Source organism: Sphingopyxis sp. KK2, from assembly GCF_001990265.1.
Lineage (GTDB): Bacteria > Pseudomonadota > Alphaproteobacteria > Sphingomonadales > Sphingomonadaceae > Sphingopyxis.
Window position 1 is genome coordinate 1 of record NZ_LYVN01000040.1, and the last position, 21,851, is coordinate 21,851.

Consider the following 21,851-nt stretch of genomic DNA (forward strand, 5'->3'; position numbering starts at 1 on the left):
CCGCCGACCTGGCCGCCAATCCGGTGACCGCCGACGAACTGGCGCGCAACGCCGGGCCGATCCGCGAACAGGTGGCGCGCGCGTCGACGGGCAATGTCTTCTGGATGTACCTGCTCGAAGGCGCGACCCGCGACCCGCGCGTCGCCGCCGCCGCGATGTCGATGGAGGATGATATCGGCGCGGTCACCGCCGCCGACATCCAGCGGCTGGCGCGGCTCTACCTCACCCCCGACAAGCAATGGTCGCTGGCGATCCTGCCGACGGGGATGACGCTGGCCGAGGCCTCGGCGCAGGGAAGCACCGCCGCCGGCGGCGGCAACTAGGCGGGTTCGTCGCCGCGCCGCGCGCGGACCTTGCGAATCCGCGGTTCCTGGTCGAGGTCGCCCTTGGTCATGATCTCGCGCCGCATCTTGGCGCGCACGTCGTGGATCGAGGCGATCACCGGACCCATCGCGACGCCGAGGTCGATCAGCACCGCTTCGGCAAGTTGCAGCGAGCTCTCGAGCGTTTCGGGCACCGCGTCGTTCGCACCGGCGCGATAGAGCGCGGCGGCATGGTCGGCGTCGCGCGCGCGGCTGATCACCGGCAGGTCCGGATATTTCTGTTTCAGCTGGCGTGTCATGCGCAGCTGCTGCACCGGGTCGTCCATCGTCAGAACGATCGCATTGGCGGTTTCGACCCCCAGCTTGTCGAGGCTGCCCGGGCGGGCAACGTCGGCGAAGCGGACGGCGAAGCCGTCGCGCCGCGCCGCCGCGACGGTGTCGATGTCGGCATCGACCGCCACATAGGGACGATCATGATCGCGCAGCAGTTCGGCAACGGTGCGCCCGACGCGGCCGAAGCCGACGACGACGGTGCGGCCCTCAGGCGTTTCGTCGGCCTGCGTCTCGCCGCTGCGCATTTCGATCCGGCGTGCGATATCGTGGCCGATGCGCGCGAGCAGCGGGGTGATGGTCAGCCCGATCGCGGTCACGATCTGCCAGAATTCGGCGGTCGAGCGGCTGATGAGCTGCGCCTGCAGCGCGGTGGCGAGCACGATCAAGGTGGTTTCGGACGGGCTGGCCATCAGCAGCCCCACCTCGGCGGCGGTGCCCCGCCGCGCGGCACCCGAGAAGCGCAGCAGCGCCGCGGTGACGATCGCCTTGACCAGCACGACGCCGATCACCGCAGCGATCAGCGAGGGCCATTGCGCGGCGATCGTCTTGAGATTGAGCCCCATGCCGACGCTGATCAGGAAGACCCCGAGCGCCAGCCCTTTGAACGGCGCGGTGATCGATTCGACCTCTTCATGATATTCGGTCTCGGCGATCATCAGGCCGGCGAGCAGCGCGCCGACGATCGGCGACAGCCCGACCGCTGCGGTCGCGAGCGCGGCGACGATGACGACGAGCAGGCTGGCGGCGAGGAACAACTCGGGATCCTTGGCGCGCGCGGCCTGCGCGAAGATGCGCGGCAGCAGGAACCAGCCGCCGATCGCGAGCGCGGCGACCACCGCTGCGCCTTGCCACAGCGTCGTGAACAAGAGTTCGGCGCTGTCGCCCGATGCGGTGGGAGACAGCGCGGCGAGGATGAAGATGATCGGGACGAGCGCGAGATCCTCGAACAACAGCATCGAGAAACTGGCGCGCCCGACCGCCGACTTGGTGCCGGCGATCGGCAGCACCAGTGCCGTGGAGGAGAGGGCAAGTGCGATGCCGAGGCCATAGGCGGCGGCGGTCGAGTGATTGCCGAAGACCAACAGCGCGGTTCCGAGGATCGCGCCCGCAACGAACAGTTCGGCGGCGCCGATCCCGAACACCAGCTTGCGAAGTTGCCACAGGCGGCGGAATGACAGTTCGAGCCCGATCGAGAAGAGCAGGAGCACGATGCCGAGTTCGCCGAACAGCGCGATATCCTCGGTCGAGGCGATGGTGACATGTTTGAGCCACGGATAATCACCGGCAAGCGCGCCGAGCCCCGAGGGGCCGACGAGCAGCCCGACGAGGATGAAGCCGATCACCGGCGAAATTTTGAATCGCGCGAAGGCGGGAATGACGACGCCTGCGGCGCCGAGGACCACCAGCGCGTTGCCGATGGCCGAAGTTTCGCTTTCCGATACCATAGGGGCCGACCTTATGCAGGCCGGCCCCCCTTGGCTAGATAGCTATCTCAAGCTTTTTGCTTGTTTTGTCAGCCGCCCATCTTGGCGTCGAGATTTTCGACGATCGCCTCGAAAAAGCCTTCGGTGGTCAGCCAGTTCTGGTCGGGACCGATGAGCAGCGCGAGATCCTTGGTCATCTTGCCGCTTTCGACGGTGGCGACGCAGACCTTTTCGAGGTCGTCGGCGAACTTCACCAGCGCCGCATTGTCGTCGAGCTTGCCGCGATGCTTGAGGCCGCCGGTCCAGGCGAAGATCGAGGCGATCGGGTTGGTCGAGGTCGCCTTGCCCTGCTGGTGCATGCGATAGTGGCGGGTGACGGTGCCGTGCGCCGCTTCGGACTCGACGGTCTGGCCGTCGGGGGTCATCAGCACGCTGGTCATCAGGCCGAGCGAGCCGAAGCCCTGCGCGACGGTGTCCGACTGGACGTCGCCGTCGTAATTCTTGCACGCCCACACGAACTTGCCGCTCCACTTGAGCGCCGAGGCGACCATGTCGTCGATCAGGCGATGTTCGTAGACGATGCCGATCGCGTCGAACTTCGTCTTGAATTCGGCCTGGAACACTTCTTCGAACAGGTCCTTGAAGCGGCCGTCATAGGCCTTGAGGATCGTGTTCTTGGTCGACAGATACACCGGCCATTCGCGGGCGAGGCCATAGTTCAGGCTGGCACGCGCGAAGTCGCGGATCGAATCGTCGAGGTTGTACATGCCCATCGCGACGCCCGCCGACGGGAACTGGAACACTTCCTCGTCGATGAGCGTGCCGTCCTCGCCCTCGAACACGAGGCGCAGCTTGCCGGGGCCGGGGACGCGGAAGTCGGTTGCCTTATACTGGTCGCCGAAGGCGTGACGGCCGACGACGATCGGATCGGTCCAGCCGGGAACGAGGCGCGGGACGTTCTTCATCACGATCGGTTCGCGGAACACGACGCCGCCGAGGATGTTGCGGATCGTGCCGTTCGGCGACTTCCACATCTTCTTGAGGCCGAATTCCTCGACGCGGGCTTCGTCGGGGGTGATCGTCGCGCATTTCACGCCGACGCCATATTTCTTGATCGCGTTCGCGGCCTCGACGGTGATCTTGTCGTCGGTGCGGTCGCGTTCCTCGATGCCGAGGTCGTAATAATGAAGGTCGACGTCGAGATAAGGGAGGATCAGGCGTTCGCGGATCCACTGCCAGATGATCCGCGTCATTTCGTCGCCGTCGAGTTCGACGACCGGGTTTGCTACCTTGATCTTGCCCATATGCGTGCCTTTTCCTTGGGGAGTCGAGTTGCAGGGGCCTTAGGCAAAGCCGTGCGAATGTTCAACTGCCCTGACAGGAACCCGAAGCGGGCTTATTCCGTTGTCAGTAGGAAATCCCGACCTTAGAAGAAGCGCCCATGTCTTCCATCTCTTCCAACCGCCCCGGTGGCGGTATCAAATGGCAATGGCCGTCGATCCATCCCGAAGGACGCAAATTCGTCCTGATCGCCGCCATCGTCACCCTCTGTTTCTGGCTGCTCGGCTGGGAAATCGCCGGCTGGCTGATGCTCGGCATCACCGCTTGGGTCGCGGCCTTTTTTCGCGACCCGGTGCGCGTCACCCCGACCGGCACCGATGTCATCATCGCGCCCGCCGACGGGCTGATCACCCAGATCGCCGAAGTCGCGCCGCCGCCCGAGATCGCCGGGGCCGACGGCTTGGGCGATGCGCCGATGCTGCGCGTGTCGATTTTCATGAGCGTCTTCGACGTCCATATCAACCGCACGCCGATCGCTGGTACGCTGCGCAAGATCGTCTATATCCCCGGGAAATTCCTCAACGCCGACCTCGACAAGGCGAGCGAGGAGAATGAGCGCCAGCATTTCGTCGTCGAGCGCGCCGACGGGGTGCGCATCGGGTTCACCCAGATCGCCGGGCTGGTTGCGCGGCGCATCCTGCCCTTCGTCAGCATGGGGCAGGATGTCTTGACCGGCCAGCGCGTCGGGCTGATCCGCTTCGGCAGCCGCGTCGACGTCTATCTGCCGCAGGGTACGTTGCCGCAGGTCCTGCTCGGCCAGCGCACGCTGGCGGGCGAGACGGTGATTGCGCGCATCGGCACCGCCGACCTTCTCGACGGCATCGGGCAATAAGATGGCCGACCCCGAGCAGAGCCCGGCGGACGCCGACCGGCGCCGCATCGGGGGGATCCCGCTGCGCGCCTTCGCGCCCAATGCGATCACCATTCTCGCGCTCTGTTCGGGTCTGACCGGCGTCCGTTTCGGCATCGACGGCGAATGGGCGGCGGCGATCACGATGATCATCGTCGCGGGCGTGCTCGACGGCATGGACGGCCGCATCGCACGGCTGCTGCGCGCGCAGAGCAAGTTCGGCGCCGAGCTCGATTCGCTGTCCGACGTCATCGCCTTCGGCGTGTCGCCGGCGATGATCCTGTTTCTCTGGTCGCTGCAATATGCGCCGAAGTTCGGCTGGACCGCAGCGCTGGCGCTCGCGGTGTGCTGCGCGCTGCGCCTCGCGCGCTTCAATTCGCGCATGGATGCCGATTTCCAGCCGCACAAGTCGGCGGGGTTCATGACCGGCATTCCGGCGCCCGCCGGGGCAGGGCTGTCGTTCGTCCCGGTCTATCTGTGGCTGGTGACGGGCGACGATCTGTTCCGCCAATGGTATCTCGTCATGCCCTGGGCACTCGGCGTCGCGATGCTGATGATCTCGGCGATCCCGACCTACAGCTGGTCGTCGTTCCGCCTGCGCCGCTCGTGGCGGCTGTTCGCGCTGGCGGGCGTAGGACTCTTCGGCGCGGCGCTGGTGACCGCGCCCTGGTGGACCCTGCTCGGAGTATGCGCGGTCTATCTGACGCTGCTGCCCTTCGGCATCGCGAGCTATGCGCGGATCAAGCGGCGCGGCTGAGCAGCGGGCGGACCGTAAGGTCGGTGCGAACCGGGCGCGGTGCTTCGTGGCGCCGTTCCGACCGGCGCAGCGTCACTACCTTGTCGGCGGGTCCGGGCTGCGGCGCGTTCGCGAGCGGGAAAGCGCCTTCGCCAAAGAGCGCCGAGAGAATCGCCGTCTCGTTGTTCCGGAGCATCGCGAGGATGACGGTGACGCCGAGCCCGGCGGCAATGGCGAAAAGGAGAGCGGCAGCAACCTGAACCATCATCTTGTCCTTCCGGTTTCTTTGTGCGAAACCATGTTCGTGGACGACGGCTTCGTTACGCCTTTCGTTCCATGTTCCTGTTTTGTTCTCAAGCGTTTTGCGACGAATGGAGTCATTTTGTCGCCGGGATGAATCCGTCCCCGCGCGAAGGCGGTGTCGTGATGCGACGAAAAGCGCCCCTCGGGCCTTGCTTTTGCTGGCGGCTGCGGCTAACGGCCCGCCCATTCCACATGGAAGGCGCACATAAACCGGTGCCGGGTCATCCGCTTGCGGACCTCGGTTCTTGCTTTCCAGAGGACCAACCGGAAGGAGAAAGACCATGGCGGCACCTGTCGTCACGATGCAGAATCTTATCGAAGCTGGCGCCCACTTCGGCCACCAGACCCACCGTTGGAACCCGCGCATGAAGCCGTATATCTTCGGCGCGCGCAACGGCATCCACATCCTCGACCTGTCGCAGACCGTGCCGCTCTTTGCGCGTGCTCTCGAATTCGTCGCGTCGTCGGCGGCCTCGGGCGGCAAGGTGCTGTTCGTCGGCACCAAGCGCCAGGCGCAGGGTCCGATCGCCGATGCGGCCCGCGCTTCGGGCCAGCATTTCGTCAACCACCGCTGGCTGGGTGGCATGCTCACCAACTGGAAGACGATCTCGGGTTCGATCAAGCGCCTCAAGGCGCTCGAAGAGCAGCTTTCGGGCGACACCTCGGGCCTGACCAAGAAGGAAGTGCTCAACAAGACCCGCGAACGCGACAAGCTCGAGCTCAGCCTCGGCGGCATCCGCGACATGGGCGGCATTCCCGACGTGATGTTCGTGATCGACGCGAACAAGGAAGAACTGGCGATCAAGGAAGCCAATGTCCTTGGCATCCCCGTCGTCGCGATCCTCGACTCGAACGTCTCGCCCGACGGCATCGCCTTCCCGGTTCCGGCGAACGATGACGCCGCCCGCGCGATCCGCCTCTATTGCGATGCGGTTGCCCAGGCAGCGACCCGTGGCGGCCAGCAGGCTCGCGCCGATCGCGGCGAAGACCTGGGCGCCGCGGTGAACCCCGTCGCCGAGCCCGTGCTCGTCGAAGAGGCCGCCGCTCCGGTGACCGAAGACGAACAGGTTCCGGCCGAAGCGGCCGCCGAAACCGAACGCCAGAGCGACGCCTAAGCGTTTGTTCGGATGACGGGACGGCGCGCGGGCTGCTGACAGTCCGCTCGTCGTCCCGGTCATCGTTTTGACTTATCGCCCCGCCATGCGCGCGGGCGGCACGCAGGCCGGAGAGACGGCCTGCCCCCAAAGGAAAGGATCACTCATGGCTGAGATCACGGCCTCCCTCGTCAAGGAACTGCGCGACCGCACCGGCGCCGGCATGATGGACTGCAAGAAGGCGCTGGCCGAAAATGGCGGCGACATCGAAGCGTCGATCGACTGGCTGCGTACCAAGGGCCTTGCCGCCGCCGCCAAGAAGGCCGGCCGCGTCGCTGCCGAAGGCCTGGTCGGCGTTGCCACCGACGGCACCCGCGGTGCGATGGTCGAAGTGAACAGCGAAACCGACTTCGTCGCCAAGAACGAACAGTTCCAGGGCTTCGTCCGCGACGTCACCAATGTGGCGCTCGCCGGCAGCCTGACCGACATCGACGCGCTGGCCGCTGCGGCCTATCCGACCGGCGGCACCGTCGGCGAAGCGCTGACGCAGAACATCGCGACGATCGGTGAAAACCAGTCGCTGCGTCGCTCGGCGATCATGTCGGTGAACTCGGGCGTCGTCACCGCCTATGTCCACAACGCGGCTGCACCCGGCATGGGCAAGATCGGCGTGCTCGTCGCGCTCGAATCGACCGCCGGCGCCGACGTTCTCGAACCCCTCGGCAAGCAGCTGGCGATGCACGTCGCCGCCGCCAACCCGCTGGCGCTGAACGGCGACGACCTCGACGCCGACCTCGTCGCCCGCGAACGCGCGATCGCCGAAGAAAAGGCCGCTCAGTCGGGCAAGCCCGCCGACATCGTCGCCAAGATGGTCGACGGCGGCATCGCCAAGTTCCGCAAGGAAAACGCGCTGCTGTCGCAGCTGTTCGTGATGGACGGCAAGACCCCGGTCGCCGAAGTCGTCGCCGCCGCCGGCAAGGACGTCGGTGCGACGATCACGCTCAAGGGTTTCACCCGCTTCCAGCTCGGCGAAGGCATCGAGAAGGAAGAAAGCGATTTCGCGGCGGAAGTCGCGGCGGTCGCCGGCGTCTGATTAGAGACTGCGGGATTGCCGCGCCCCGGCGCGGCAGTCCGCTTGGCAATGGCGCGTGCCCGCTCTAGGGTGCGCGCCATTCGCTTATTTGGAAGAAGCAAGAGGTTCCCCCCGACATGGCATTGCCCGGCATGAAACGCATATTGCTCAAGCTGTCGGGCGAGGCGCTGATGGGGTCGACCCCCTTCGGCATCGACCCCGAAACGGTTGCGAGCATGGCGGCCGAGGTCAAGGCGGCCAAGGACAGCGGGCTGGAAATCTGCCTCGTCATCGGCGGCGGGAACATCTTCCGCGGCATGGCGGGCGCCGCCAAGGGCATGGACCGTGCGCAGGCCGATTATATGGGCATGCTGGCGACCGTGATGAACGCGCTCGCGATGCAGAATGCGCTCGAGCAGCTTGGCGTCCAGACGCGCGTCCAGTCGGCGATCGAGATGGACAAGGTGTGCGAGCCGGTGATCCGCCGCCGCGCCGAACGCCATCTGGAGAAGGGCCGCGTCGTGATCTTCGCCGCTGGCGTCGGCGCGCCTTATTTCACCACCGACAGCGGCGCCGCGCTGCGTGCCGCCGAGATGAAGTGCGACGCGCTGCTGAAAGGCACCAGCGTCGACGGCGTCTATAACGCCGACCCCAAGAAGGATAAGAACGCGGTCCGCTATGATACGCTCGGCTACGACCGCGTGCTCGCCGACAATCTGAAGGTGATGGACGCCAGCGCGGTCGCGCTGTGCCGCGACAATCATATCCCGATCGTGGTGTTCAACATTCGCGAAGAGGGCAATCTGGCCCGCGTGCTGGCGGGCGAGGGTGTCTCGACCGTCGTCAGCGACGCCGCCGGAAACGCATAAGAGAGGAACTGACTATGCCGAAATATGACAAGGCCGATCTCGAGCGTCGCATGCACGGTGCGGTCGAATCGCTGAAGGGCGATCTTGGCGGGCTGCGCACCGGGCGCGCGCACACCGCGCTGCTCGATCCGGTGACGGTCGAGGTCTATGGCAGCCATATGCCGCTCAACCAGGTCGCCTCGGTCAGCGCGCCCGAACCGCGCATGCTGTCGGTGCAGGTGTGGGACAAGTCGAACGTCGGCCCGGTCGACAAGGCTATCCGCTCGGCCGGCCTCGGCCTCAACCCGATCGTCGACGGCCAGACCTTGCGCCTGCCGATCCCCGAAATGACGCAGGAGCGCCGCAAGGAGCTGTCGAAGCTCGCGGGTCAGTACGCCGAAAAGGCGCGCGTTGCGGTCCGCAACGTCCGCCGCGACGGCATGGACAATCTGAAGCAGGACGAGAACAAGAAGGAAATCAGCGAGGACGAGCGCAAGCGTCACGAAGCCGAGGTGCAGAAGCTGACCGACGCGACGATCGCCGAACTCGACGCCGCCGCGAGCGCCAAGGAAAAGGAAATCCTGGGCTAAACCTATGGGCCAGGGTGCGCGCCACGTCGCGATCATCATGGATGGCAACGGCCGCTGGGCGAAGAAGCGGCTGCTGCCGCGCGTCGCCGGGCACAAGGCCGGGGTCGAGGCGGTGCGCACGATCGTGCGCGCGGCGGGCGACATGGGGCTGGAGGCGCTGACGCTCTACGCCTTTTCGTCGGAGAATTGGAAACGGCCCGAGGAGGAGGTTTCCGACCTGATGGGGCTGATGAAGCGTTTCATCCTCTCCGACCTCGACGAATTTGCCGCCAATGACGTGAAGCTGAAGGTGATCGGCAATTGGCGCGCGCTCGCGCCCGACGTCGTCGCGCTGATCGACAATGCGCTCGAACGCACCGCAGGCAACAAGCGGACGACGCTGGCGGTCGCGCTCAATTACGGCGCGCAGGACGAACTGGTGCGCGCGGCGACCGCTGCCGCGACCGAGGGCGCGATCACCGCCGAGGCGATCGAGGCGCATCTCGACACCGCCGACATGCCGCCGCTCGACCTCTTGATCCGCACCTCGGGCGAGGTGCGGCTGTCGAACTTCCTGCTGTGGCAGTCGGCCTATGCCGAGCTTTATTTCACCGACAAGCTTTGGCCGGATTTCAAACCCGCCGACTTGCAGGCGGCGCTCGATCAATTTGGACGGCGCGAACGCCGTTATGGGGGACTTTAAGCAATGGCGGCTGCCAAATCGGACCTGATGGTACGCGTGGGATCGGCGATCGTGCTGGTCGCGATTGCCGGTGCGGCCTTGTGGTTCGGCGGCATCGCCTTTGCGCTGCTGCTGCTCGTCGGCGCGGCGCTGCTGCTCGTCGAATGGTTCGCGCTGGTTCGCGCGATGACGCTGTCGGGCAGTACGAAGGGGGCGCTCATGGCGCTCGGCCCCATCGTGACGATCGGTGCGGTCGGCGGCCTGTGGTTCATCCGCGATACGCTCGGCATGACCGCCGCGCTGTGGGTGTTCGCGATGGTATGGGCGACCGACATCGGGGCCTATTTCGCCGGGCGCGCCTTTGGCGGCGCGCGGCTGGCGCCCACGATCAGCCCGTCGAAGACCTGGTCGGGGCTGGTCGGCGGCATGATCGCGGCGCTCGTCGTCGGCGCGACGCTCGGCGACCGCGCGGGCATCATCGGCGTGCCTTTGTGGATCGGCCTCGTCATGGGCCTGCTCGCGCAGCTCGGCGATCTCGGCCAGAGCTGGATGAAACGCCGCGCCGGGGTCAAGGATTCGGGCAAGCTGATCCCCGGGCATGGCGGCGTGTTCGACCGCGTTGACGGGCTGCTGCCGGTTGCGTTGATCCTCGGCGGGCTCGCCTTTGCCGGCGAGCTGATCGTGCGCACGGTCCACTGAGATGACGCGCCGTCTCTCGCTGTTCGGTGCGACGGGATCGGTCGGGCAATCGACCCTCGATCTCGTGCGCCGTGACGGCGAGAGCTGGCAGGTCGCGGCCCTCACCGCGAACAGCGACGTCGCCGAACTGGCGAGGCTTGCCCGCGAATTTCGCCCCGACATTGCGGTGATCGCCGACGAGACGCGCTACGCCGACCTTGCCGATGCGCTCGCCGGGACCGGGATCGAGGTGGCCGCCGGTGCCGACGCGCTCGTCGCGGCGTCGCGGCAACCCGCGGACCTTGTCATGGCGGCGATCGTCGGCTGCGCCGGGCTCGCCCCGACGATGGCGGCGCTTGAGGCGGGAACACCGGTCGCGCTCGCCAACAAGGAGGCGCTCGTCTCGGCCGGCGAACTGATGACTGCGGCGTCGCGTGCCTCAGGCGCGGCGATCCTGCCGGTTGACAGCGAGCATAATGCGATCTTCCAGTGCCTTGCGGGCGGCCGGATCGACCAGGTGCGCCGCATCATCCTGACCGCCAGTGGCGGGCCGTTCCGCACGATGAGCGCCGCCGACATGGCGCGCGTGACCCCGGCGCAGGCGGTCGCGCATCCCAATTGGTCGATGGGCGCCAAGATCAGCGTCGATTCGGCGACGATGATGAACAAGGGCCTCGAACTGATCGAGGCGCATCATCTGTTCCCGGTCGGGCTCGACCGCATCGAAATCCTCGTCCATCCGCAATCGGTGATCCACAGCCTCGTCGAATATATCGACTGCTCAACGCTCGCGCAGCTCGGCTCGCCCGATATGCGAATCCCGATCGCGAGCGCACTCGCGTGGCCCGATCGCATGGCGACTCCGTGCGCGCCGCTCGACCTTGCGACGATCGCGCGGCTCGATTTCGAGGCACCCGACGAGACACGTTTCCCCGCGACAGCCTTGTGCCGCGCCGCCATCGCCGAAGGTGGCGCGCGCCCGGCGCAGCTCAACGCCGCGAACGAGGTTGCGGTCGCCGCTTTCCTCGCCGGGCGGATTTCGTTCCCGGCTATCGTCGACACCGTCAACCGCGTGCTCGATGCCGCGGCGCCGGCGGCGCCGACCGGGCTTCAGGACATATTCAGCGTCGACGCGTCATCGCGCGCGGCCGCCCAGCAGTTTGTGGAACAATTCGAACATGCCTAATGTGCCGTTCTGGCTCTATTTCGTCGCCTTCCTCGCGGTGCTCGGCCCGCTCGTATTCGTTCACGAATATGGCCATTATATCGTCGGTCGCTGGTGCGGGGTGAAGGCCGACACCTTTTCGATCGGCTTCGGGCGCAAGATCCTCGGCTGGACCGACAAGCGCGGTACCGAATGGAAGATCGGCTGGCTGCCGCTCGGCGGCTATGTCCAGTTCGCGGGCGACCGCGACGCGGTCAGCCAGCCCGACGCCGACTGGCAGAAATTGCCCGATGGCGAGCGTAGCCACACTTTTCCGGCCCAGCCGGTTTGGAAGCGCGCGCTGATCGTCGCCGCGGGGCCGGTCACCAATTTCCTCTTCGCGATCCTGATCTTTGCGGGCTTCTTCATGGCCTATGGCGCGCCGCAGACGCCGCCGGTGATCGGCGATATCGCGCCGAAGAGCGCGGCGGCCGAGGCGAAGCTGCAGGTCGGCGACCGCATCGTCGCGATCAACGGCCGCGCCATGGAGAAATTCGACGATATCCGCATGGCGGTCGGATACGACCTCGGCAAGCCTGCGCATCTCGAAATCGAGCGCGGTAGCGACCGCTTCGACCTGACCTTGCGGCCGCGTATCGTCTCTGAAACCGATCCTTTCGGCAACAAGTCCGAACGCGCGATCATCGGCATCCTGCCCGCAGGTCAGATATTCGCCCCCGTCGGGCCGCTGGCTGCGGTGAAGGATGCAGGGGTGCAGACCTGGGGCCTGGTGCGCATGACGGGCAATATCCTCGGCCAGTTCCTGACCGGCCAGCGCTCGGTCAAGGAAATGGGCGGACCGCTGCGCATCGCCAAGCAGTCGGGCGAGATGGCGAGCCTGGGGCCCGAGGCGCTGATCTACTTCATCGCCTTCGTCTCCATCAATCTGGGGTTCATCAACCTGTTGCCATTGCCGATGCTCGATGGAGGACATCTGGCTTTCTACGCATATGAGGCGGTCCGGCGGCGTCCGGCCCCCGCGGTGGCGCAGGAATGGGCGTTCCGTTTCGGCTTTGCGGCGATCGTGACGCTCATGCTGGTCGTGACTTTCAACGATTTGGGCTCATTCGGGCTGTGGGACGGGATCGCGCGCTTGATTGGATAGGCGGACTGGTGCAGGAGTGCGCGCCAACCCGTGGGCAAGCGGGGTCGTCGGTTTTGAGTTATTTTTGCGGGATGAACAGCGTGGCTTCACACAAATTTTCGGCGCGGACGCAGCTGGCGACGCTCCTCCTTGCGGGTACGATGCTGGCGGGTCCGGCGTTCGCGCAGGCGGTGCAGCCTCCGGCCGTGCCGGCCCCGACGGTTCCCGCGCCCTCGTCCGAGGCCGCGCCGACCGCGGCGACGATCCGATCGATCACCGTCAACGGCAACCAGCGGCTCGAGGCGCAGACGATCCTGTCCTATCTGCGGCTGCGCGTCGGCCAGACCTATGACCGCGCGATGCTCGACCAGGCGCTCAAGGACCTCGCCGCGACCGAATTGTTCAAGGATTTCCAGATCAGCGACGACAATGGCGCGCTGACGATCCAGGTGGTCGAAAACCCGGTGATCAACCGCGTGATTCTGGAGGGCAACAAGCGCCTCAAGGAAGACAAGATCCGGCCCGAGATCAAGCTGTCGCCGCGCCAGATCTTCACCCGCTCGAAAGTGCGTGCCGACGTCGCGCGCATCATCGAACTCTACAAGCGCCAGGGCCGTTTTGCCGCGACCGTCGAGCCCAAGATGGTGCAGCTCGACCAGAATCGCGTCGATGTCGTGTTCGAGATCAACGAGGGACCGAAGTCGAAGGTCCGCCAGATCAACATCATCGGCAACGAGAAGTTCAGCGACGGCGACCTCAAGGACGAGATGGCGACCAAGCAATCGAGCCTGATGACGATTCTGTCGTCGAACACGAGCTACGATCCCGACCGCCTTGCCTATGACCAGCAGAAGCTGCGCCTTTTCTACCTGTCGAACGGCTATGCCGACTTCCGCGTCATTTCGGCGGTCGCCGAGCTGACGAGCAATAAGCAGGACTTCATCATCACCTATGTGGTCGAGGAAGGCGAACGCTATAAATTCGGCAAGGTCGACGTCGAAAGCGAATTGCGCGATTTCCGTCCCGAAACGCTCAAGACGCTGCTGCCGATGAAGGAAGGCGATTGGTACGACGCCAAGGCGGTCGAGGACACGGTCGAAAGCCTGAGCGAGACCGCCGGCCTGTTCGGCTATGCCTTTGCCGACATCAATCCCGAGTTCCGCCGCGACCCCGAAACGCGGACGATGGACATCACGTTCAACGTCGCCGAGAGCCCGCGTACTTACGTGGAGCGCATCGACGTCAACGGCAATACGCTGACGCAGGACAAGGTCGTCCGCCGCGAATTTCGCCTCAACGAAGGCGACGCCTTCAACAGCTTTGGCGTCAAGCGCACCGAGAACCGCATCAACAGCCTGGGCTATTTCCAGGAAAATCTGGAGATCGAGCGCAAGGAAGGCAGCGCGCCCGACCGCATCATCCTCGAAACCAATGTCGAGGAAAAGCCGACCGGCGAACTGTCGTTGTCGGCGGGTTTCTCGTCGATCGAGAATTTCCTGCTCCAGGCCTCGGTCCGCCAGCGCAACTTCCGCGGCCTCGGCCAGCAGTTGCAGGCGTCGGTCAATTATTCGAGCTATTCGAAGTCGATCGAACTGGGTTTCACTGAGCCCTATCTGTTCGACCGCAACATCTCGATCGGCGGCAGCGTCTATCGCCGCGACCTCAATTCGTTCAACTTCATCAACAACGACCGCCAGACGACCTTTCAGCAGATCACCACCGGTGCGCAGGTCACCGTCGGCGTGCCGCTGACCGAATATCTGTCGGCGTTCGGGCGTTACAGCCTCAACTTCGACGACGTCACGCTCGACAGGACGCTCTATTATTTCGGCGACGATTGCGATCCCTTGGTCGCCGGCCGTTACCTCTGCGACGCGATCGGCAAGCGCACGACCTCGTTGCTCGGCTTCACGCTCGCCTATGACGATCGCGACAACCGCATCCGCCCGACGCGCGGTCAGGCGATGTCGGTCAGCCAGGATTTCGCGGGTCTCGGCGGCGACGTCAAATATGTTCGTACGCGACTGAACGGGTCGAAACACTTCAACCTCGGCAGCCGTTTCATCCTCAATATCTCGGGTGAAGGCGGGTATATCTATGCCTTCGGTTCGCCGCCGACCCCGACCAGCGACAAGGTCCGCCTGACCGACCGTTTCTTCCTCGGCGAACCGCAGATGCGCGGTTTCGACATCCGCGGCGTCGGCCCGCGCGTCATCCGCTTCGGGCTTCCGGCCAATTATGATCCGGCGGCGCCGGTGCTCGACACCAGCCTTGCCAACCGCAACAATCAGGTCGACGACGCCCTCGGCGGTCGCGCTTATTATCAGGCCCGTGTCGAGGTCGATATTCCGCTGGGCAGCGGCGCCAAGGAACTGGGGCTCCGTCCTTCGGTGTTCCTCGACGTCGGGTCGGTGTTCGGCGTTCGCCGTCCCGACCTGACCACGCTCGGCGACTTCCTCGATCCCGCCGACGGCTTCACCAAGAACCTGTGCCGCAACTCGACGACGGGGACGCAGAGTTTCGCGACACGCGCGGCCGACGCGGCCGCCGGCACGCAGTTCACCACCTGTCCCGAGGGCACGACGTCGAACCTGTCGCCTTTCGAGGAACGCTTCTTCGGCGACACCTGGATGCCGCGTGTCTCGATCGGCGCCGGCGTCAACTGGAACTCTCCTTTCGGTCCCTTCCGGATCGACTTCGCTTACGCCCTTCGCAAAGAAGAGGGCGATGACACCAAACGCTTCTCATTCAACGTAGGAACCCAATTCTAATGAAGAAAATTCTCGTCGCATCGGCACTGGCGATCGCCACGCTGTCGGTCTCGCCCATGATGGCCGCTCCGGCTCTGGCACAGGCCAAGTCGATTGCCGTCGCCGACCTCGAAGGGGCCATCCGTCAGTCGAGCGCGATGCAGGCCGCCGGACAGCAGATCCAGACAACCTACAAGGCGCAGCTCGATCAGCAGGAAACGCGCGAGCAGACGCTGCAGGCCGAACTCAACGTCCTTGTCGCGAAACTCAATGAAGAGTCGAAAAAGACGCCCCAGAACCAGACCGCGCTGCAGGCCGCGGCCAAGGCGGTACAGGACAAGCGTCAGGCTGCGAATGTCGAACTCTCCAAGATCGGCGAGCCCGTGGAGATCGCGGCATCCTATGCGCAGGAACAGGTTCAGCTGCGCCTGAACGAGGCCGTCAAGGCCGCCATGACCGCGCGCAAGGTCGATCTGCTGCTCTCGCCGGAAGCCGTGATCGCGCGCGAGAACAACGCCGACATCACCGCCGCCGTCGTGGCGGAAATCAACCGTCTCGTTCCCACGGTGTCGATCGCCGCTCCTGCGGGTTACCGTCCGGGCCAGCTGCTGCAGAACGCCGCGCGGGCCGCGCAGGGCGCTGCACCGGCCGCTCCGGCCGCCCCGGCGCCGACCGGCAGCGCGCCGACGACCCGCTAAGATCGTGGCGGACGGGGAAATTTCGGACGGCGCCCGCGGCCCGGTGGACATCCGCCGGATCCTGACGCTGCTGCCGCATCGTTATCCGATGCTGCTCGTCGACCGGGTGGTTTCGATGGTGCCCGACACCTCGATCCACGCGGTCAAGGCGGTGACGATGAACGAGCCTTTCTTCCAGGGCCATTTCCCCGGCCGGCCGATCATGCCCGGCGTCCTCATCGTCGAGGCGCTGGCGCAGGCGGGCGGCGTGCTGGCGATCGAATCGCTCGGCCTCGCCGGGACCGGCAAGCTCGTCTATTTCATGGGGATCGACGGGGTGAAGTTCAGAAAGCCGGTCGAACCCGGCTGCCTGCTCGACCTCCATGTCACGATCCTCCAGGCGAAACGCAACATCTGCAAGTTCGAAGGCAAGGCGATGCTGGGTGACCAGCTGGCGACCGAATGCCAGTTCACCGCGATGATCGCCGACCCGCCGAGCGACTAACCAGGACTTGCAAAATCAGGCTTTCGCCGTTAGGGGCCACCGCTTCGCGGTCCCCGGCGGGGAATGCATCGACTCAGCCGCTGGTCGGTAACCAGCGGCGCAGGAGCTTAGAAATGAAGAACGACATTCATCCCGACTATCACATGATCACGGTCAAGATGACCGATGGCACCGAATATCAGACCCGCTCGACCTGGGGCAAAGAGGGCGACGTGATGACGCTCGAAATCGATCCCACCGCGCACCCGGCCTGGACCGGCGGCACCGGACGTCTGCTCGATGCGGGCGGCCAGGTCGCGAAGTTCAACAAGCGTTTCGGCGGCCTGTCGCTCAAGCGCTAATCCTTCGGGGCTGCGGCCCCGGGGACTTCAGCCCAGAACTTTTGCAAGCGCGCTTTGCCAGCCGGCAAGGCGCGTTTTGCGTTTTGCGGGGTCGATCGCGGGGGTGAAGCGCGTCGCGGTGCCGCGCATTGCCGCTGCGGCGCTCGCGAGGTCGGGGTAGAGGCCCGCGCCGGTCGCGGCGAGCATCGCGGCGCCGAGCGCGGTGCTCTCGACGAAATCGGGGCGCTCGACGGTGAGGTCGAGCATGTCGGCGAGGTCCTGCGCCATCCAGTCGTTCGCCGCCATGCCGCCGTCGATGCGCAAATCGGCCCAGTCGACCCCGTCGGCGGCGAAGGCCGATTTGAGGTCATAGGCCTGATAGGCCTGCGCCTCGAGCGCCGCGCGCGCGACATGCGCCTTGGTCGTTGCGAAATTGAGCCCCGACAGCGCCGCGAGCGCATCGGGCCGCCAGTGCGGCGCGCCGAGCCCGGCGAGCGCGGGGACCAGATAAACCCCGCCATTGTCGGCCACCGACCGCGCCAGCCCTTCGCTCTCGGCGGCATTGGCGAGCAGCCGCAGCCCGTCGCGCAGCCATTTGATCAGGCTGCCGGCGACGAACACCGATCCCTCGAGGGCGTAGGAGCGCACGTCGCCTTCCTGCGCCAAGATCGTCGTGAGCAAGCGGTTCGCCGATTGCGGACGCGTGGTGCCGCTCGCCGACAGGATGAACGCGCCGGTGCCGAAAGTCGCTTTGGTCTGTCCGGGGGCGAGGCAGGCCTGCCCGATCGTCGCGGCCTGCTGGTCGCCCGCCATGCCGCAGATCGGGATCGGGGCGCCGAACAGCGCGGGGTCGGTTGTACCGACGGTGGTGGTGCAGCCGACAATCTCTGGGAGCAGGCCCATCGGCACGCCAAGCAGGTCGCACAATTGCTCGTCCCAGCCTCCCTTGCCGTTGATGTCCATCAAAAGCGTGCGCGACGCGTTGCTCGCGTCGCTGACATGGACGCCGCCGGTCAGGCGATAGACGAGGTAGGATTCGACCGTGCCGACCGCGAGCCGGTCGCCCGCTTCGCGCAGTTGCGGCCAATGTCTGAGCGCCCAGCCGATCTTCGTTCCCGAAAAATAGGGGTCGAGCAGCAGGCCCGACTTCGCCTGGGCATAATCCTCATGGCCAGCCTCCTTCAGCGCCGCGCAGTCGGCCGCCGAGCGGCGATCCTGCCACACGATCGCGGGGGCGAGCGGTTCGCCGGTCGTGCGGTCCCAGAAGACCACGGTCTCGCGCTGGTTGGTGATGCCGATTGTTGCGATTTCGGCGGCGCCGCCGGCTTCTTCGACCATGGCGCGGGTGCAGGCGAGCGTTGCTTCCCAGATTTCCGCGGCGTCATGCTCGACGAGGCCGGGTCCCGGATAATATTGGCGGAACTCGCGCTGCGCGCTGCCTAGCGGAGTGCCGTCGGCGGCAAAAAGCATCGTCCGCGTCGACGTCGTCCCTTCGTCGATAACGATGATCTTTTCGGCCATGACGCTCTCCCTCTTTGGCTTTTGATGCAGAAAAAGGCGAGCAGCGGCAAGGCGCGCGACAGGAACATTCGTAGTCGCCTTGCAAAATTGCGGCAGCTGTGCCATATGTTGTGCAGCGCAGCATGGCGGGTTCCCCCGCCGCAACCACCGGCAGCGTGATTTTCCCGCCCGATTTCAGGCGCGGGACGAGCCGGACCGGCGCTTTGTCCCCAGAGGCACCCTTTCACGCGGGTCGTTTCGAACCCGCGGCCGTGCGCCGTCCGTTCGATGCGAGCGGACGCTGTGCGCGTCGCCCATTGTGAGTAGAACATGACGACTTTTAACGACTTTGGCCTGCACGCCGACATCAACCGTGCGCTTGCCGCCAAGGATTACACCACCCCGACCCCGATCCAGACGCAGGCGATCCCGCCGCTGATGAAGGGTCGCGACCTGTGCGGCATCGCGCAGACCGGCACCGGCAAGACCGCAGGCTTTTCGCTGCCCTCGATCCACCACCTGATCACCTATCCGCACAAGACCAACCCGCGCAGCTGCCGCATGCTCGTGCTCGCGCCGACGCGCGAACTCGCGGCGCAGATCGCGCAGAGCTGTCGCGACTATGGCCGCTTCACCAAGTTGCGCGTCTCGACCGTCTTCGGCGGCGTGCCGATCAACAAGCAGATCCGCGACCTCGCGCAGGGCGTCGAAATCCTCGTCGCCACCCCGGGCCGCCTGCTCGACCTGATCGACCAGCGCGCGTTGCGCCTCGACGATGTCGAGATCTTCGTCCTCGACGAAGCCGACCAGATGATGGACATGGGTTTCATCCACTCGCTGCGCCGCATCGCCAAGCTGCTGCCCTCGCGCCGCCAGAACCTCTTCTTCTCGGCGACGATGCCCAAGGAAATCGCGCACCTCGCCGAACAGTTCCTCGAGGATCCGGTCACGGTGTCGGTGACGCCGGCGGCGACGACGGTCGAAAAGATCAGCCAGTTCTCGACCTTCGTCGAGCAGAAGGAAAAGCAGGCGCTGCTCCATTCGGTCATCGCCAGCGAAGATATCGACCGCGCGCTGATCTTCACCCGCACCAAGCATGGCGCCGACCGCGTCGTGCGTCACCTTGCGGGTGCGGGCATCAAGGCGATGGCGATCCATGGCAACAAGAGCCAGTCGCAGCGCACCCACGCGCTGCAGGCCTTCCGCTCGGGCGAGATCAAGCTGCTCGTCGCGACCGACATCGCCGCGCGCGGTATCGACGTGTCTGGCGTGTCGCACGTGATCAATTTCGAGATCCCGAACGTGCCCGAACAATATGTCCACCGCATCGGCCGCACCGCGCGCGCCGGGGCGGAGGGCAAGGCGATCAGCTTTATCGCGCCCGATGAGCGTCCGTACATGCGCGATATCGAGCGCGTCACCCGGTCGAAGTCCGCTCCGATGCCGCTGCCCGAGAATTTCAACGAGCTGGTGCGCAACCTGCCCAAGCCGGCACAGCCGCCGCGCGACACCGGCAGCAAGGGCCGCGACCCCAATCGCCAGCGTCAGGACGCGATGCGCGGCCGCAATGGCGGCGCGGGCAAACCGCAGGGCGAGCGCGGCCCGCGCCGCGACGGCGCTCCCGGCGAGGCCGCGGAAGGCCAGCGCAAGCGCCGCTTTCGTCCGCGCAACAAGAGCGTCGGCGCGCACAAGGGCGCGGTAAAGCGCGTCCAGGGCTGATCCTGTGCCGCCGTCGATGCGCCGGTCGTTCGGCGCATTGACGGCGGCCTCCGGCACGTTAGGGTCGTTGCGGGTCAGGGTGAGGGACCGCGATGATCGAAGACGATGATTATGAGGCGCCGCCGCCGCGCCGCCATATGATGCGCCGCAAGCGCGTGCTGATCCCGCTCGGGCTGGTCCTGGCGATCGTCGTCGCTTTCTTCGTGCTGCGCACCGCCGACACCGACCGCGACGCGATGATTGCCAAATATGGCGGCCCCGATGCCGCTTTTGTCGCGGGTCCCGCCGGGCAGCGCATCCACTATCGCGATCAGGGCAAGCGCGACGGGCCGGCAATTGTCCTGCTCCACGGGTCGAACGCCAGCCTCCAGACGTGGGAGCCGCTGGTGAAGCGGCTGGGTGGCGATTACCGCATCATCACGCTCGACCTGCCCGGCCACGGCCTGACCGGCGGCACCGCCGACAAGGATTATAGCGCCGGCGGCATGATGGCGGCGGTCGACGTCGTCGCGGCGAAGCTCGAACTCGATCATTTCATCCTCGGCGGCAATTCGATGGGCGGCTGGGTCGCCTGGCGCTACGCGCTCGACCATCCCGGGCGCGTCGACGCACTGCTGCTGCTCGACGCTGCCGGCATGCCGCTGCGCAAGGGCGAAAAAAGGCCCGAATCGAACATTGGCTTTCGCGTTCTCGAATATGGCTTTGGCCGCTGGCTCGCGACGCAGATCACCCCCCGCTCGCTGGTCGAGGAATCGCTGCGCGGTTCGGTCGAGAAGCAGGCGATCGTCGACGACGCGATGATCGACCGCTATTGGGAGTTGCTGCGCTTTCCGGGCAATCGCGAGGCGACGGTGCTGCGCGCGCGGATGGACCGCGAACCCGCGATGGCGGCGCGCGTCGGCGAGATTAAGACGCCGACCTTGATCCTGTTCGGCAAGCAGGACCGGCTGATCAACGCGACGGCGGCGCAGACCTTCCACGAACGCATTGCCGGGTCCGAGGTCGTACTTCTCGATGGCATCGGCCATCTGCCGATGGAGGAAGCGCCCGGCGAAACCGCCGCGGCGATCGCCGACTTCCTCAAGCGGCGGCTTGCCGCCCCGCCGGCGCGTCCAGAAAGTCGCTGATCCGCGCCGCGATCACCGCCGCATGGGTAAAGGGGAAGAGGTGCGATCCCGGCACCACCTCGAGCACGGCGCCGTCGATCAACTCTGCGATCATCTCGCCATGGCACGCGGGGACGACGCCGTCCTGCGCGCCCATCAGCACCAAAGTCGGCATATGCTTCAGCGTCGGCAGTAGCGCCGCACTCGTCCAGCCCGCCATCGCCATGCTCTGGTAAGCGAGGCCGAGCGGGGTTGCGGTCGGCAGCTTGAGCCCGCTTGCGAGCATGTCGTCGTCGAGCAGCGCCGCCCAGCCGATCCCCGGTGCGGACACCGTCGGGGTCGTCGCCATCAACACCAGCCGCCGCACGCGGCTCGGGAATTGCACCGCGACCTGCTGCGCGAGCGCGCCGCCCCAGCTGAACCCCGCGAGGTCGAACCGTTCATGGCCGAGGCGTCCGGCGATCTCGACGAGGATCGCCGCCATCGTCGGTGCGCCATAGGGCAGCAGCGCGTCGGGCGAGCCGCCGACGCCCGGCATGTCGAGCGTCCACACTTCGCGCCCGTGCATCTGCGCGAGCAGCGGCGCGGCGGCGGCGATATCGGCGCCGATACCGTTGAGGAACAGCAACGGGGTTTCGCCCCGGCCGACGCGCCAGCGCGCCACGCGCAGCGTCAGCCCATAGGCATGTTCCATGCTGATATCGGGGGAACCGCTGATCCTGCTCATCGGCCC

21 protein-coding genes and 1 pseudogene are annotated in these 21,851 nt (G+C 66.0%); 17 read left to right on the plus strand and 5 right to left on the minus strand.

Annotated features, from left to right (window positions below; translation table 11 throughout):
- Positions 1-323: pseudogene (locus B1A78_RS08860) on the plus strand (insulinase family protein); the annotation flags it as partial.
- Here the strand turns inward: B1A78_RS08860 and B1A78_RS08865 are convergent.
- Both B1A78_RS08865 and B1A78_RS08870 read right to left on the minus strand, forming a co-directional pair.
- Complete coding sequence (locus tag B1A78_RS08865) at positions 320-2,101, minus strand: cation:proton antiporter (RefSeq protein WP_077146608.1); 1,782 nt, start codon at positions 2,099-2,101, stop codon at positions 320-322. The pseudogene B1A78_RS08860 and the gene B1A78_RS08865 sit on opposite strands and share 4 nt — an antisense overlap.
- A gap of 68 nt (positions 2,102-2,169) precedes the next feature.
- Entirely contained in the window at positions 2,170-3,384 is a 1,215-nt protein-coding gene (locus tag B1A78_RS08870; protein WP_077146609.1) for an NADP-dependent isocitrate dehydrogenase, read from the minus strand.
- A 137-nt stretch (positions 3,385-3,521) separates the two neighbouring features.
- Here B1A78_RS08870 and B1A78_RS08875 point away from each other — a divergent pair, with 137 nt between their 5' ends.
- Positions 3,522-4,253 (plus strand): phosphatidylserine decarboxylase, encoded by a 732-nt coding sequence (locus B1A78_RS08875; RefSeq protein ID WP_077146610.1) that lies wholly within the window; start codon positions 3,522-3,524, stop codon positions 4,251-4,253.
- A gap of 1 nt (position 4,254) precedes the next feature.
- The gene (locus tag B1A78_RS08880) at positions 4,255-5,028 is read left to right on the plus strand and encodes a phosphatidylcholine/phosphatidylserine synthase (protein WP_077146611.1); all 774 of its coding nucleotides are present in this window, start codon (positions 4,255-4,257) and stop codon (positions 5,026-5,028) included.
- Here B1A78_RS08880 and B1A78_RS08885 read toward each other — a convergent pair.
- A complete protein-coding gene (locus tag B1A78_RS08885; protein ID WP_077146633.1) occupies positions 5,012-5,272 on the minus strand; it encodes a hypothetical protein in 261 nt (86 codons plus the stop codon). The genes B1A78_RS08880 and B1A78_RS08885 overlap by 17 nt on opposite strands.
- 319 nt (positions 5,273-5,591) lie before the next feature.
- Here B1A78_RS08885 and rpsB point away from each other — a divergent pair, with 319 nt between their 5' ends.
- The 12 genes from rpsB to rpmE all read left to right on the plus strand — a co-directional run bounded on the left by rpsB (position 5,592) and on the right by rpmE (position 16,814).
- The gene (rpsB, locus tag B1A78_RS08890) at positions 5,592-6,425 is read left to right on the plus strand and encodes a 30S ribosomal protein S2 (RefSeq protein ID WP_077146612.1); all 834 of its coding nucleotides are present in this window, start codon (positions 5,592-5,594) and stop codon (positions 6,423-6,425) included.
- Between the two features lie 145 nt (positions 6,426-6,570).
- On the plus strand, positions 6,571-7,497 hold the full coding sequence (gene tsf, locus B1A78_RS08895; protein ID WP_077146613.1) for a translation elongation factor Ts: 927 nt from the start codon (positions 6,571-6,573) through the stop codon (positions 7,495-7,497).
- A gap of 116 nt (positions 7,498-7,613) precedes the next feature.
- A complete protein-coding gene (gene pyrH / locus B1A78_RS08900; RefSeq protein WP_077146614.1) occupies positions 7,614-8,345 on the plus strand; it encodes a UMP kinase in 732 nt (243 codons plus the stop codon).
- Between the two features lie 14 nt (positions 8,346-8,359).
- On the plus strand, positions 8,360-8,914 hold the full coding sequence (gene frr, locus B1A78_RS08905; protein WP_077146615.1) for a ribosome recycling factor: 555 nt from the start codon (positions 8,360-8,362) through the stop codon (positions 8,912-8,914).
- Between the two features lie 4 nt (positions 8,915-8,918).
- Complete coding sequence (gene uppS, locus B1A78_RS08910; protein WP_077146616.1) at positions 8,919-9,596, plus strand: polyprenyl diphosphate synthase; 678 nt, start codon at positions 8,919-8,921, stop codon at positions 9,594-9,596.
- A 3-nt stretch (positions 9,597-9,599) separates the two neighbouring features.
- On the plus strand, positions 9,600-10,274 hold the full coding sequence (locus B1A78_RS08915; protein ID WP_077146617.1) for a phosphatidate cytidylyltransferase: 675 nt from the start codon (positions 9,600-9,602) through the stop codon (positions 10,272-10,274).
- 1 nt (position 10,275) lies between these two features.
- On the plus strand, positions 10,276-11,439 hold the full coding sequence (locus B1A78_RS08920; RefSeq protein WP_077146618.1) for a 1-deoxy-D-xylulose-5-phosphate reductoisomerase: 1,164 nt from the start codon (positions 10,276-10,278) through the stop codon (positions 11,437-11,439).
- Positions 11,432-12,562, plus strand: a complete 1,131-nt coding sequence (gene rseP / locus B1A78_RS08925; protein WP_077146619.1) for an RIP metalloprotease RseP — start codon at positions 11,432-11,434, stop codon at positions 12,560-12,562. Before B1A78_RS08920 ends, rseP begins: the two co-directional genes overlap by 8 nt.
- 71 nt (positions 12,563-12,633) lie before the next feature.
- Positions 12,634-15,312: an outer membrane protein assembly factor BamA gene (gene bamA / locus B1A78_RS08930; protein WP_077146620.1), complete on the plus strand. Its 2,679-nt coding sequence runs from the start codon at positions 12,634-12,636 to the stop codon at positions 15,310-15,312.
- The gene (locus tag B1A78_RS08935) at positions 15,312-15,989 is read left to right on the plus strand and encodes an OmpH family outer membrane protein (RefSeq protein ID WP_077146621.1); all 678 of its coding nucleotides are present in this window, start codon (positions 15,312-15,314) and stop codon (positions 15,987-15,989) included. Before bamA ends, B1A78_RS08935 begins: the two co-directional genes overlap by 1 nt.
- A gap of 43 nt (positions 15,990-16,032) precedes the next feature.
- Complete coding sequence (gene fabZ, locus B1A78_RS08940; protein WP_077146622.1) at positions 16,033-16,473, plus strand: 3-hydroxyacyl-ACP dehydratase FabZ; 441 nt, start codon at positions 16,033-16,035, stop codon at positions 16,471-16,473.
- A 113-nt stretch (positions 16,474-16,586) separates the two neighbouring features.
- Positions 16,587-16,814, plus strand: a complete 228-nt coding sequence (gene rpmE / locus B1A78_RS08945; RefSeq protein ID WP_077146623.1) for a 50S ribosomal protein L31 — start codon at positions 16,587-16,589, stop codon at positions 16,812-16,814.
- Between the two features lie 27 nt (positions 16,815-16,841).
- Here the strand turns inward: rpmE and B1A78_RS08950 are convergent, their stop codons facing one another.
- A complete protein-coding gene (locus B1A78_RS08950; RefSeq protein WP_077146624.1) occupies positions 16,842-18,314 on the minus strand; it encodes a glycerol kinase in 1,473 nt (490 codons plus the stop codon).
- A gap of 309 nt (positions 18,315-18,623) precedes the next feature.
- Between B1A78_RS08950 and B1A78_RS08955 the strand changes: the two genes are divergently transcribed.
- Both B1A78_RS08955 and B1A78_RS08960 read left to right on the plus strand, forming a co-directional pair.
- Complete coding sequence (locus tag B1A78_RS08955) at positions 18,624-20,012, plus strand: DEAD/DEAH box helicase (RefSeq protein ID WP_077146625.1); 1,389 nt, start codon at positions 18,624-18,626, stop codon at positions 20,010-20,012.
- Between the two features lie 92 nt (positions 20,013-20,104).
- The gene (locus tag B1A78_RS08960) at positions 20,105-21,139 is read left to right on the plus strand and encodes an alpha/beta fold hydrolase (protein WP_083733994.1); all 1,035 of its coding nucleotides are present in this window, start codon (positions 20,105-20,107) and stop codon (positions 21,137-21,139) included.
- On the opposite strand, the gene B1A78_RS08965 is transcribed toward B1A78_RS08960, so the two are convergent.
- A complete protein-coding gene (locus B1A78_RS08965; protein WP_077146626.1) occupies positions 21,093-21,845 on the minus strand; it encodes an alpha/beta fold hydrolase in 753 nt (250 codons plus the stop codon). The two genes, B1A78_RS08960 and B1A78_RS08965, sit on opposite strands and share 47 nt — an antisense overlap.
- Positions 21,846-21,851: the final 6 nt, after the last annotated feature.

What these genes read in the sequence shown, in the direction of transcription:
- B1A78_RS08865 (WP_077146608.1), bottom strand. Translation starts at nt 2,101, where the DNA reads ATGGTATCGGAAAGCGAAACTTCGGCCATCGGCAACGCGCTGGTGGTC.
- B1A78_RS08870 (WP_077146609.1), bottom strand. Translation starts at nt 3,384, where the DNA reads ATGGGCAAGATCAAGGTAGCAAACCCGGTCGTCGAACTCGACGGCGAC.
- B1A78_RS08875 (WP_077146610.1), top strand. Translation starts at nt 3,522, where the DNA reads ATGTCTTCCATCTCTTCCAACCGCCCCGGTGGCGGTATCAAATGGCAA.
- B1A78_RS08880 (WP_077146611.1), top strand. Translation starts at nt 4,255, where the DNA reads ATGGCCGACCCCGAGCAGAGCCCGGCGGACGCCGACCGGCGCCGCATC.
- B1A78_RS08885 (WP_077146633.1), bottom strand. Translation starts at nt 5,272, where the DNA reads ATGGTTCAGGTTGCTGCCGCTCTCCTTTTCGCCATTGCCGCCGGGCTC.
- rpsB (WP_077146612.1), top strand. Translation starts at nt 5,592, where the DNA reads ATGGCGGCACCTGTCGTCACGATGCAGAATCTTATCGAAGCTGGCGCC.
- tsf (WP_077146613.1), top strand. Translation starts at nt 6,571, where the DNA reads ATGGCTGAGATCACGGCCTCCCTCGTCAAGGAACTGCGCGACCGCACC.
- pyrH (WP_077146614.1), top strand. Translation starts at nt 7,614, where the DNA reads ATGGCATTGCCCGGCATGAAACGCATATTGCTCAAGCTGTCGGGCGAG.
- frr (WP_077146615.1), top strand. Translation starts at nt 8,360, where the DNA reads ATGCCGAAATATGACAAGGCCGATCTCGAGCGTCGCATGCACGGTGCG.
- uppS (WP_077146616.1), top strand. Translation starts at nt 8,919, where the DNA reads ATGGGCCAGGGTGCGCGCCACGTCGCGATCATCATGGATGGCAACGGC.
- B1A78_RS08915 (WP_077146617.1), top strand. Translation starts at nt 9,600, where the DNA reads ATGGCGGCTGCCAAATCGGACCTGATGGTACGCGTGGGATCGGCGATC.
- B1A78_RS08920 (WP_077146618.1), top strand. Translation starts at nt 10,276, where the DNA reads ATGACGCGCCGTCTCTCGCTGTTCGGTGCGACGGGATCGGTCGGGCAA.
- rseP (WP_077146619.1), top strand. Translation starts at nt 11,432, where the DNA reads ATGCCTAATGTGCCGTTCTGGCTCTATTTCGTCGCCTTCCTCGCGGTG.
- bamA (WP_077146620.1), top strand. Translation starts at nt 12,634, where the DNA reads ATGAACAGCGTGGCTTCACACAAATTTTCGGCGCGGACGCAGCTGGCG.
- B1A78_RS08935 (WP_077146621.1), top strand. Translation starts at nt 15,312, where the DNA reads ATGAAGAAAATTCTCGTCGCATCGGCACTGGCGATCGCCACGCTGTCG.
- rpmE (WP_077146623.1), top strand. Translation starts at nt 16,587, where the DNA reads ATGAAGAACGACATTCATCCCGACTATCACATGATCACGGTCAAGATG.
- B1A78_RS08950 (WP_077146624.1), bottom strand. Translation starts at nt 18,314, where the DNA reads ATGGCCGAAAAGATCATCGTTATCGACGAAGGGACGACGTCGACGCGG.
- B1A78_RS08955 (WP_077146625.1), top strand. Translation starts at nt 18,624, where the DNA reads ATGACGACTTTTAACGACTTTGGCCTGCACGCCGACATCAACCGTGCG.
- B1A78_RS08960 (WP_083733994.1), top strand. Translation starts at nt 20,105, where the DNA reads ATGATCGAAGACGATGATTATGAGGCGCCGCCGCCGCGCCGCCATATG.
- B1A78_RS08965 (WP_077146626.1), bottom strand. Translation starts at nt 21,845, where the DNA reads ATGAGCAGGATCAGCGGTTCCCCCGATATCAGCATGGAACATGCCTAT.